The sequence below is a fragment of the Blastomonas sp. 34TW genome, assembly GCF_059803595.1.
In genome coordinates, this window is record NZ_JAPFGW010000030.1 from 1 (window position 1) to 11,384 (window position 11,384).

General features: G+C 59.6%; 9 protein-coding genes. 6 read left to right on the plus strand and 3 right to left on the minus strand.

All coding sequences use genetic code 11. The features are described from left to right. Positions 1–121 precede the first annotated feature (121 nt). The 6 genes from OPU69_RS19440 to OPU69_RS19465 all read left to right on the plus strand — a co-directional run bounded on the left by OPU69_RS19440 (position 122) and on the right by OPU69_RS19465 (position 8,191). Complete coding sequence (locus OPU69_RS19440; protein WP_498513191.1) at positions 122–2,518, plus strand: type IV secretion system DNA-binding domain-containing protein; 2,397 nt, start codon at positions 122–124, stop codon at positions 2,516–2,518. A 93-nt stretch (positions 2,519–2,611) separates the two neighbouring features. Continuing rightward, entirely contained in the window at positions 2,612–5,638 is a 3,027-nt protein-coding gene (gene mobF / locus OPU69_RS19445; RefSeq protein ID WP_498513193.1) for a MobF family relaxase, read from the plus strand. A 10-nt stretch (positions 5,639–5,648) separates the two neighbouring features. Next, positions 5,649–6,062, plus strand: coding sequence for a hypothetical protein (locus OPU69_RS19450; RefSeq protein WP_498513195.1), 414 nt, complete (start codon positions 5,649–5,651; stop codon positions 6,060–6,062). Positions 6,063–6,069: 7 nt separating this feature from the next. Beyond that, positions 6,070–6,279, plus strand: a complete 210-nt coding sequence (locus tag OPU69_RS19455) for a hypothetical protein (RefSeq protein WP_498513196.1) — start codon at positions 6,070–6,072, stop codon at positions 6,277–6,279. Positions 6,280–6,475: 196 nt separating this feature from the next. Further along, positions 6,476–7,411, plus strand: a complete 936-nt coding sequence (locus tag OPU69_RS19460; protein WP_498513198.1) for an Abi family protein — start codon at positions 6,476–6,478, stop codon at positions 7,409–7,411. Between the two features lie 222 nt (positions 7,412–7,633). Beyond that, positions 7,634–8,191, plus strand: coding sequence for a hypothetical protein (locus OPU69_RS19465; protein WP_498513200.1), 558 nt, complete (start codon positions 7,634–7,636; stop codon positions 8,189–8,191). A 189-nt stretch (positions 8,192–8,380) separates the two neighbouring features. On the opposite strand, the gene OPU69_RS19470 is transcribed toward OPU69_RS19465, so the two are convergent. The 3 genes from OPU69_RS19470 to OPU69_RS19480 form a co-directional block, all read right to left on the minus strand. Next, positions 8,381–8,875 carry a DUF427 domain-containing protein gene (locus tag OPU69_RS19470; protein WP_498513202.1) on the minus strand — a complete coding sequence of 165 codons (495 nt, stop codon included), beginning with the start codon at positions 8,873–8,875 and terminating at the stop codon, positions 8,381–8,383. 5 nt (positions 8,876–8,880) lie between these two features. After that, positions 8,881–9,894: an SOS response-associated peptidase gene (locus OPU69_RS19475; protein ID WP_498513204.1), complete on the minus strand. Its 1,014-nt coding sequence runs from the start codon at positions 9,892–9,894 to the stop codon at positions 8,881–8,883. Between the two features lie 384 nt (positions 9,895–10,278). Beyond that, positions 10,279–10,701: a Ros/MucR family transcriptional regulator gene (locus OPU69_RS19480; RefSeq protein WP_498513206.1), complete on the minus strand. Its 423-nt coding sequence runs from the start codon at positions 10,699–10,701 to the stop codon at positions 10,279–10,281. Between the last annotated feature and the right edge of the window lie 683 nt (positions 10,702–11,384).

The following is an 11,384-nucleotide window of genomic DNA, read 5'->3' on the forward strand; positions in this document are numbered from 1 at the left end:
TTCGTCACTACGACGAAGCCCCAACCCTCCTTAAATCACAACCTCAAATCTGTGCCATTGGTGCTGACGGGGGACACTGAACACCTGATCGCTCAGGCGCTCTCCAACGTTCGAGAACATCATGGCTGAAGACATCCGGTTCAGCAAAAAAGCTGCCACTCTCACCCACGCTTCCGCGCGCGAAAAAGTGAAGCGGAACGCAGGCAATTTTACGCGCGGGTCGCAGCTGTTCCACCACGAAATCCTGATGACCTGGGCGGGCATCAGAATGCCCCTCTACGTCTGGATTGGAACCGCCGTTGTACTGCTGTGCATCCTCGTCAGTCTGACCTTCAAAAACCACGAGGTGCAGCTCGTGTTGATGAAGCTCTACGCCGAGGTCTGGGGATGGGTGCAGCTCAATCCGAACAAGCCTGTAAACCTGACGCTTCCGTCGGGTCAGATGGTGCAAGGCACTATGTCGATGGTGCCCTATCATCCTGCCGTGGAACGGGCTTGGGCCAAGGCGGTGCAGGTCGGCATTTCCGCAGGTCTCGGTGCAGCCTTTATCTGTGTGCCTCTGACCGTCTGGTTTGTCGATTTTTCGAAACGGCGCGGCACCGACATTCTGACCGAGCGGCACGAGCGCGGTGCCGTGCTTGTGACACACAGCGAACTGGCCCAAGCCATCACCAGCCATAACTGGAAAGCGCATGTCAGCGAGTGCCGCAAGCGCACGCCGGCAGTGGACCCCGACAAGATCCTCGAAGAGCCATTGAAGGACCGTGTCCGGGCGGGTCTGCATGCGCCTTACCGTCTCGCAGGTGTGCCGGTTCCCTGGCGCCTTGAGCAAAGCCATGCGATGTTCATCGGGACGACCGGCGCCGGCAAGACAACCGAGCTGAAGAAGATCGTCACGCAGGCGCGTGAACGCGGTCATCGCTGCGTCATCTTCGATTTGACCGGCACCTTCGTCGAGAGCTTCTATGATGCCGAGACGGACATCATCCTCAATCCGATGGACCGGCGCTGCGTGCCATGGTCGATCTTCAACGACTGCGACAACTACGCCGAATTCATGAGCGCTGCGACGGCGCTGGTTCCGAGCGGTCACAGCGCGGAAGATGACTTCTGGCAGAAATCGGCACGCACCCTCTTCGTCGAGATGTGCGTCAAGCTGATCAAGATGGGCGTGCGCTCAAATGGCGCGCTTTCCTACTTCCTGATGCAGTCGGATCTGAAGACGATCCATGCTCAACTTGAAGGCACGATTGCAGGGCCGATGATGTCACCCGCCGCTGCCAAAATGGCAGAGTCGATCCGGACCACTTTCATCGCCAACGCGAATGTATTCCGCTTCCTGCCCGAACCTCCTCCGGGTGAAACCGGCTTCTCGATCAAGAATTGGATGACCACCGAGGTCAAGGAAGGATCGATCCTTTTCATTACGTCCACGCACCCGGACCTGGTCCTCAATCGCCCGCTCCTGACACTCTGGATGGACCTTGCCGTCAATGCGCTGTTCCATATGGGGAGGGGCCGCGACCTGCGCACGTGGTTTCTCATCGACGAGGTCCATGCGCTGCATCGCCTTCCGGCGATCGATCATGGCTTGCAGACCGCGCGGGCGTTTGGTGGTGCCTTCGTGCTTGGCATGCATTCCTTCGACAAGCTTGAAGAAACCTATGGCGAGAACGGGGCTACCAATCTGGCCTCGCTGGCGGGCACCAAACTGATCCTCAAGACGGCCGATCCCGAGACCTCGCGGCGATGCTCCGAGTTCATCGGCAACCGTCAGGTCCGGATCATGGATGAAGCCTATTCCTACGGCTATAATGACAACCGCGACGCCTCGACGATCACGCCCCGTACCAACGTCGAAGAACTCGTCATGCCGGTCGACATCAGCGACCTACCTAGCATGCACGGGTTCGTGAAATTCCCGGACGGGTTCCCCGCTGCCCGGATCAGGCTGACGTGGAGAGATTACGAACCCCGCGCAAAGGGCTTCGAGCGTGTCACCGACATGCGCGCCGCCGAATACACACCACCGTCAGGGGATGGCGCGGAATTGGGGGGTGGGGATAGGGAAGGCGCAGAACCTGACCTCGCGCCTAAGGAGCTGAAGGATCGCGAAGAGGTAGCGCTAAGTGAGGCTGAGCGGGCAGCGCAGCAGCTGAGGGAGGCGATCGAAGGGCCATTGAACCCTGAGCGCGAGCTGACCGAGGAGGAGGTGGCGCGCAAGATCGAGGATGAAGAAGAGAGGGCAGACTTCGAGCGCAGGCCAGCGCAAGGGGAGCTCTATGGCTATCACCGCCCGGGCAAAAAGGACCAGCGCGAGCGGCAGAACCTGGCCATGCGCGACAGTGAAGAGCGCAGCGCGCAGACGAAGATCGAAGGGCCGAAGGGGCGAGCGCAGAACAGCAGGGCAGACGCACAGGAGAGCGAGCTTTCCAGAGAAAACATGCGCGGCATCGGCAACGAAAAGCAGAGCCGTCAGGACCCTTCCATTGACGATGATCAGGAGCTTGGGCGATGAGCGCGGCAGGACAGACCTGCCATGTGTGCCCCCTATTCTGCGCGCAATGTGCCGGGCCGATGCTCCGGCGCGAACAGGCAAGGGTAGCCTGAGATGCTTTCGGTCGCATCAGTCGCATCAGCAGGCGGCGCCGCAAACTACTTCGCCAAGGACGACTACTATGTCGGCGATGGCCCTGCGGAGCTCAGCGAATGGGGCGGGAAGGGCGCTGAAGCACTCGGGCTTGCTGGTCCCGTCGCCAAGGACGACTTCGAAAAAGTCCTCGATGGCAAACTGCCCGATGACACGGTCGTAAATGGCAACGCAAACCGCCGCTCGGGGATAGACCTCACATTCTCCATGCCGAAATCGGCCAGCCTGTTGGCGCAGTTGGGCGGAGACAAGCGGATCCTCGATGCACAGCTGGCCGCGGTCAAGGCGACCATGGCCTATCTCGAGAAGCACTATGCGCAGGCCCGCGACCGATCACGCAATGCCAACGGCGAGGGCGTGGTCACAGGCAAGCTCCTCTATGCCCTGTTCCAGCACGACACGAGCCGGGCGCTGGACCCGCAGAACCATACCCATGCTGTCATTGCTGCGATGACGCAGGACAAGGCTGGCAACTGGAAGGCGCTGTGGAACGGAGAGATCTGGAAGAACAACACAGTCCTTGGCTCCATCTACAACGCCGCGCTGCGGACGAACCTCGAGAAGCTCGGCTACGAAACCCAGATCACGGGCAAGCACGGCCAGTTCGAGATCAAGGGCGTGGCGCGCGATTTGATCGAAGCTTTCAGCCAGCGTCGCCTGACCATTCTGGCGACGGCCGAGAAACTCGGGAAGAGCGCAAACGACGCAGAAGCCTTGCGTGAAATCACCAAGCGCACCCGCGATCCCAAGCTCAATCCGGACGACAAGCTGGCGCTCAGGCAGGAATGGGCTCGGCGCGCTGCAGGGCTGGGGTTCGATGCCAAGGCGTTGGTCGAACAGGCACGGGAACGCGGCTCGGAGGCGCGCGAAAGCCCATTGGGATCGCCTCAGCGGGTGCAGGAAACGCTGAGCGTGCTCCGCGACAGTGTGAAGCTCTACACCCGGCCAGCGGACACACTGACAACCAATGGCCTGCAACGGATCACCCTGACGCCCACGCAGCTGCGCACTGAGATGGCAACCGCTTCTGCGATCAGGATCATCGGCGAACGCGAAACCTCTTGGACCCGAGGCGACCTGGTCAAGACCGCGCTCGACCTCGGCGTAAAGGGTGTGACCGCTGACGGGGTGGAAACACGGATCGGCGTCTTGGTGGCCGGCGGGAAGGTGCTGGAGGGCAAGAGCGACAGGCTCGATGGCAGGCCCGAGAAATACACCACACCTGAACATGTCGAGATCGAGCGGGCAACGCTGGCCAATGTCGCCGCGGGAAAGGGCGCAGGCCAGGCCATTATCGAAGCCGCCGAGGCGCCCGGGCGCTTGCGGCAAGTTGCGGGCACTCATGACCTCAACGCCGAGCAGATTGCTGCCGGAACACTGGCGCTCGCCAGCAAGGACCGCACGGTCGTGATCCAGGGTGTTGCAGGTGCCGGAAAGACGACGATCATCTCGGCGATTGCAAGCGTGGCGCATCAGGAGGGAAGGGAGGTGATCGGCCTCGCCTTTGCCAACAAGATGGTCAGCGATCTTCGGACCGGGACGGAGATCCGCGGGCCAGACGGCGAGATCGTCAGGCAGGAAATCGCAGCAAGAACCGTCTCATCCTTTGTGAATGCGCATCTGCGGCCCGCGCTTGCGGGGTCGGGTCCGAAGTTCGAGGCATCGCGCGAGGCTTTGCGCGGCAAAGTGCTGGTCTTGGACGAGGCTTCGCTGGTTGCGAACAAGCCGATGAATGACCTGCTCACGATCGCCAACCGGCTTGGTGTTGAAAAGCTGGTCATGATTGGAGACCGCGCTCAGTTGCAACCGATCGAGGCGGGCAAGAGCTTTTCGCTGATCCAGTCCGATAACCCCACATTGGCTCGCATAGACACCAGTCTGCGGCAGCGCACCGAGCACATGAAGGAAGCGGCGGGCCTCGTGCGCGCCGGCATGTTCAAGGAAAGCTTTGCTTCGCTTGGCGAGCGTGTGGTCGAAGCTGGCGCAGACCACCTCAAGGTCACCGCCCAAAAGTGGCTCGAGCTTTCGCCGGACGATCGCGAGCGCACCGCGATTTACTCGTCAGGACGTGCGGCGCGCAGCGAACTCAACCGGATGGTCCAGCAGGGCCTGAAGGCTGAAGGGGCGATCCAGGGGGAAGGGCTGAGGCTGACCACTCTCCTCCCGGCCCACGCGACGCGCGAGGAGCTGCGCTACGCCGCAACCTACCGCACGGGCCAGTTGCTCGAAGTGACGCGCCAGAACGCCCCTGGAGGGCTTGTTCGGGGCCGGTACGATGTCCAAGGCCTCGACGCGAAGGGCCGGGTCATGCTGCGCGATGAAAGCGGCAAGCTAATCAAATTCGATCCGGCGGCGATCGATCCTTCGGACAAGCGCGATGCCTTGAGGCTCTCCGAAAAGCACAAGGAGACAATCTACGAAGGCGACAAGATCCGCTGGACCGAAAAGGATGATGCCAGGGGGCTGATGAAGTCCGAGGAGGCGAGGATCCTCGGAATCAGGGATGGGATCGTCACGCTCGAGAACAAGGCAGGCGAGACCGTAGAACTCAAGCAGAATGACCGCATGCTCGAGCGCCTGGGGCTGGCCTATGCGATCAACATGCATCAGGCGCAGGGCGACACCCGCGACATGGCGATCGGTGAGATGCACTCATCAGCCCGGCACTTGTCAAACCAGCGTCTGGCGCTGGTCATGATGACACGGGTGCGTGACGACATCACAATCGTCACCAACGACCGCGATCGGCTCCTGGCGCAGATCGACCGCAATCCGGGTGACAAGACCAGCGCGCTCGAAACCCTTGGCGAAAAGCAGGTCGAGACGAAGCGCAGCGGCCGCGAAGCTGGCGAGTTTCGCCCCACCATCCCTGATCATCTGAGGGCGCCTGAGGACAGGCAAGCATCTGCCTCACGGATCGATCCGGCGAGCCTTCGGGCAACGCCGCAATTGGACGTTCCCGAACGCAACATCGAACGCAGCCGATAGGAGGAAGATCGTGACACAGATTGCCCATGCCACAGCGGGCAAACCGCCTTCAGACACTTTCGAAGTTCACTTCGCGCAGCAGCTGACTCTGACCAATCTGGTAAACGAGGCAGGGCTCTCGGAGATTGCGCGTGCCGCTGGCGGGGACAGCTTTGTGGTCTGCGACCTCAATACGTACGGGTTTCAGGGATGCGCCGACCTGCGAGCCGCACTCGAAAACCAGAAAATGGCCGCCGAGTTGGTGGCGATAGGTCTGGTGATCCTTGTCGCAGTTCTGATGGGCAGGATCGCGGCCACCTTTGTGAGGCTGATCGCGAAGCTGGCGGCTCTTCTCTGGGAACAGTGCGCCGATGCCTTTCTTTCGCTGCACAAGGGTCGCGAAACGCCCCTGAAAGGGGCCGTCAACATCATCATCAGGAAGTAGAAAAGACATGGCATTTGACTACGAAGACGCAGGAACCTTCGGGAGTGAGCGCGAGGCGAAGGACTGGGCGCAGCGCAACAAGGTCGATCTGCGCGATCTCCACATCCGCAACGTCGGCGGCCAGCGGGTCGAGGTGGGTATCCGCAAGAGCGCCTACGACCAGCGCGACGGCTACGACAACCGGCATGGTCAGAGGCGCGACGGCTTCTGGCGTTGATGTGTCGTATCGCATTTTGGACGAGCCAGCTGATGCTGCTTCCAGTTTTGGCAGCCAGAGGGGTAATTCATTCATTGACCGTTAGGGTCTTAAGGCATAGATGGAGGGCAACAACACCCCACAGGCTTAGAGCTTCGGCTTGCCCAATACCGGGGGGTTACTTTTTGGGGCCTCGTCGAGTAATCGACGAGGCCCTATGTATTTCAACAAACCGCCAACGTCCATCGATGATCAAATTGCACTGCTTCGAGAGCGGGGGATGCAGGGCGATCAATCTCTGATGCGCCGCTGGTTGGAGACCGTGGGTTATTACCGACTGAGTGCCTACTGGCTACCTTTCGAGATTCCGCCAACGGATCATCAGACACGATCCAAGCAATTTGCCCCGGGCCTCCATTTCGGCACGATCATCGATATCTACGTTTTCGACCGAAAGCTGCGCTTGCTTGTCATGGAGGCTATCGAACGCGTAGAAATTGCACTGCGCTCCCGCTGGACAAATCGGCTTGCGTTGGCACACCGATCTCATGCGCACCTCGACGCAGCAGTCTTCCAATCGGGTTACGACCATATCACTCTGCTGTCGGCGCTTGCCAACAGGTCCAGAGACAGCAGTGAGGTGTTCGTCGAGCATTACCGGCGGAAGTATACGGCACCCTTCATGCCACCCCTCTGGATTGTCACCGAGCTGATGACGTTCGGTGAACTCTCTCGGTGGTTCGCGGCCACCAAAGATCCAAAAATTAAAAGCGCCGTGGCCAGAGACCTGGGCTTGCCTTCGCGAGAGGTTCTCGAAGGCACGCTTCAACTTCTTTCCTATATTCGGAACATCTGTGCGCACCATGGCAGGTTGTGGAACCGACATACCGTTAAACGGCTAACACTTATCAAGCGTTTCAGCGGCGACTTGGTCGTGGTGCAGGTCAAAACTGCAGGAGGCGTTCAGAGCCAGCCTGCAAACCAGATTTACAATGCTCTGGTTGTGCTCGTCCATTTGCTGCGTCATCAAAGCCAAGACACCACATTTGCACAGCGTTTGGCGAGCCTGATCAAGTCTCGGTCAGCTGCCGATCGACGCTCTATGGGGTTTCCCGAAAACTGGGAGACAAGGCTTTGCTGGCAATTTGATTAATGCCCACGTGACACTTTGCCGCCGGCTAAAGTGTCACGCTGGACAGCTGGCGCCCATCGGGGAATGTCTATCGCCTTCAATGCGGACAAATGGCTAACGTCAGGGGTGTAGCTCCAATCCTGAGATCCGACGCATGCAGGCAAAGTGTCATACAGGACAAAGCGCCAGATAGAAGGCTAAAGGGGATTCACAAGATTCACCTTTTGTGCTCAATACTGATCCATGGAAACTGACGAACAGATTGCCGGCGTCGGGGGCATTTTTGCGATCCTGGCTAAAGTCTCCAAGAGACCTCGCTATGCGTTTCTCGTGCTGCAGCTGGTCGCAGAAGCTGCAGATGAGGGAGGCAGGGCTGGGCCTTATGTCCATTTGTCACAGTCGCCGACGACTCTCCGAGATTGGTTGTGCAGGCAACTCTTGCCTCTCAATGATCAAGGGGGCAAACGCGCCGCCCTTCGTCACCGGGTGGAAGCTTCTTTGCGCCATGCACTTACGGGAAGTGCGAAGGTGGACCGAGAATTGATTGATCAAGCGGTTGAAGAGCAGGTTCTTTCTGTCGGCCGGGCAAATGTGAGCCGGGCGATCACAGATCTGGTTCGCGCCGGACTGGTGACGCGGCATTATTGTGGCTATGCGACGAACCATCACAACCGCGGTGGTGGCAGACATGCCGTTTACGTCGTGAATTCCCATGTGCTGTCGCTTCTGCGGCGACCGGCAAATTCACCGCAAAGCGAAACAAGGCTGACCAGATCACAGGGCAATCTCTTTGCGGCCTGATTGGTTTCAGAGGATTGTAAATCGCAATGCCGTCGAATAGGTTTCAGTGAGCATGCTAAGCCACTGATTTAATTTAACATAATCAACATTATCGCACTTTGACGGGCCCGTTTGCCGTTATCTCACGCAACAGGCTCAAGGTCGATTTTTCAGATCATCCGTCGCCGGACTATTGATCGGAATTTCATCCTACCAACCCAAAGTGCCAGGACCGCCCTTGAACGGGCCTGCAAAGCCGGAGGTGATCCAGCCGCCATAGAAGGCGCCGGACTGCGGGATGACGGTTTCACCATCGACCGTGCATTTGTCGAAAGGACCAGCGTAGAAGGCAAGGTGGTTGCGCAGGATCGCGAAACTGGCGGTGGGGCTGGCATAGCTCCAGCCGACGCGCTGCAAGACCTCATCGCCGATGACGACATCCCAATAGCTGGCAGCGCCTTTCCATTCGCAAAAGGAGCTGCCGCTGGCCCTGCGCAACAGTCCCGGCGCAACGTCCTGCGGCGGGATGTAGTAGCTCGGCGGATGGCTTGTCTCATAGGTGCAGATCGCATTGCGGGTCTCGGCAACGATCACACCGCGATGCTCGATGCGGATGTGCGCATCGCATGGCTCTGCTATTGCCGGGCGCGGGAAATCCCAGACGCTGCGCTGGCCGGGCTGCACCGGATCGGGCTTGGGAGGCATGCGGTCTATTCCTTGTTGCTGGACCGCGCCCAGAGGCGCGTGGTGGCCTCGACGGCCATGGCATCGGCTGGATACGGCTTGTCGAACACGTACAGATCGGCAAGCGGCGCGTTCAGCCAGGTCTGCCATTGATCGGCGCGCAAGATTACCGGCGAACGATCGTGAATGTGCTCGAGCTCGGGCGCATTGTCGGTCATCACACCGGTATAGCAATCGCCCCATTCATCCGAGGTCCGCCAGAGCCCTGCCCAGGCAAATATTGGCTCACTGCGCACCGACAGCCATGTCTCCGTCATCTTGCCCGGCGTGCCGACGGCTTCGGCATAGCGCGACGCCGGGATCAGGCAACGATGCTCGGGTTGCGTGGCCCAGCGTTTCCAGAACGCGCCCAACTTGTCGAACCGCGCATTGTTAACCGGCTTTGGCTTGAGCGGCTGAACCTGCTTGCCCCTGAGGACGACGGGAAAGCCCCAGGTCATCTGCTCGAGCACCATCTGGCCATCGTGCTGCCGCACTACCCAGCCTGGCTCCTTTGGGTGCACGGTTGTCGGTCCCTCGTTATAGGGCCGCAGCACCTTTGCGCTGAAATGATCCTCGATCCGCTGGCGTTCGCCGGGCTGATAGCGGTTGCACATGCAGGGAAGCTGAGATGTCCCTGCCTCCATGTCAATGTCAGCGGCATAGCGCCGCGCCCAGCGCTGGCGCAATTTCAGGCCGGGCGGCGTGAGGCCCATCCGGAGATACCAGCTATCGAGCATGCCCATCAGGGTATTAATCCGGTGGTCCTGACCGCTCGCAGCCGTACACGCCCAGGCATTGGTATCGACCAGCGCATCCCAGAATGCCTTGCACTGCCACAATTGCGCGGCTCCTATGTGGATCAGCCATTTGAGCGCAAGCCGCTGTCCCCAGGTTCGTCCAACCTCGCCTGCCCGGGCCTGCGCAACCGCATCCTCGAGTGTGCGCAACGCAGTCTGGCTTACATCCTGACGGGTGTTTTGGAGGGCGTCGATTCGCATGGGCACGCAATAGAACATAAAGCGAACATGATGCGCAACTTTCATGGCCGGCAGCGCAACAGGCTATCGGCTTTACAAGGTCCAGCGCGCAACCAAAGTGCAAGAATGCGCCGCTCTCGACTTTCCTGTCGCGGTTGCGCACCTCGCAAAATCACTTTGCGACCCCCCGGATTTTGCCGCATAGGCTCGTGCCATTAGCGGGGGAATCAACGAACTGGTGTTGCGCGTGCTTGAACATGCGCCGCAATGGGTAAGGCAGGATCTGCTGACGTCAGGCCCCATCGTTCGCGCGCGCAGAGGAGACGCTGGCCGCGATGATCTCCAGCGCGCTAGCCAGTGCGAGGCGAGCGATGCCGACGCCAGTGAAGCCTCTGGCGACCAGCCTTAGCCTTTCGGCTTTGCCGGCCTGCCTCCACGGCCGGATTTTCCAAGGCCGATTTCCATAGCCAGTTCACGGCGACGTGCCGCGTAATTAGGTGCCACCATCGGATAATCCTTGGGCAGGTTCCATTTGGCGCGATACTCGTCCGGCGTCATGCCGAAGTGCGTGCTGAGATAGCGCTTCAACATCTTCACCTTCGCGCCGTCTTCGAGGCAGACCAGATAATCCGGCTTGATCGATGCGCGGATGGATACAGCAGGCTCTTGCGGCGGCGCGGGCACCGCTTCGGCCTCGCTCAGTCCGGCAAGCGATGCGTGAACGCTGCTGATCAGACCAGCGATATCCGAGATCGACACGCTGTTGTTACCGACATGTGCCGCGACAATATCAGCAGTCAGCCCTATCAAGCTTTCGGTATCAGCCATTTTTGCCCCCCTTTGAACAACTCGTTTGCGCAACGCAGTTCATGTCTGAATTTGTACACTTTAGTGGCAATAGACGGTGTCGGTTCACTTGCCAAGCTGTGTCCAGCGATCAGCCAGTGGATCTGGCACCGAAATCAGCGCCGTGACGCCAGAAGCATCGTGATGCACGCGGTCTGGCTGGTAGAATATTGTACGCGCCTGTGGGTTGTAAAACGACTTTGCCCTGTCAGCGTGCAAACTGAATATCCGCGCCTTCACCATATTTTAGCGCACCCTATGGTAACCCAAGGCTCCTACGCTGAGTTCGAGGCGGCGATACCCGGCTTGCGCTGCTGAACACTTCCCCGCCTCCATGAAGGGTCGGAATGCACCACCCGCATTCCGGCCCTTTTGTGTTTGCGCATCCGTGTGGCGATGGTTGCGCGGGTTGCGCCCCGGGCGCTGTCCGCCCTGACATGAGGCGGAAGGAGGAAAATCTCTCGTCGGCAGAGCCTGTGATCGGGATTGTCAGGGAGGAAAAGGTCCTCTCGTCCCGGTCATAGGAAATGACCATGACAGACAACATGAATGATAATGAAGACCTCGATGGCCACTGGCCACGAGAAGACAGATGGACACCTCGAAAACCTTTCGCCTTTGAGGCTGCAGCCTGATTCAATGTCCCTGCGATGAGCGGAGGCGAA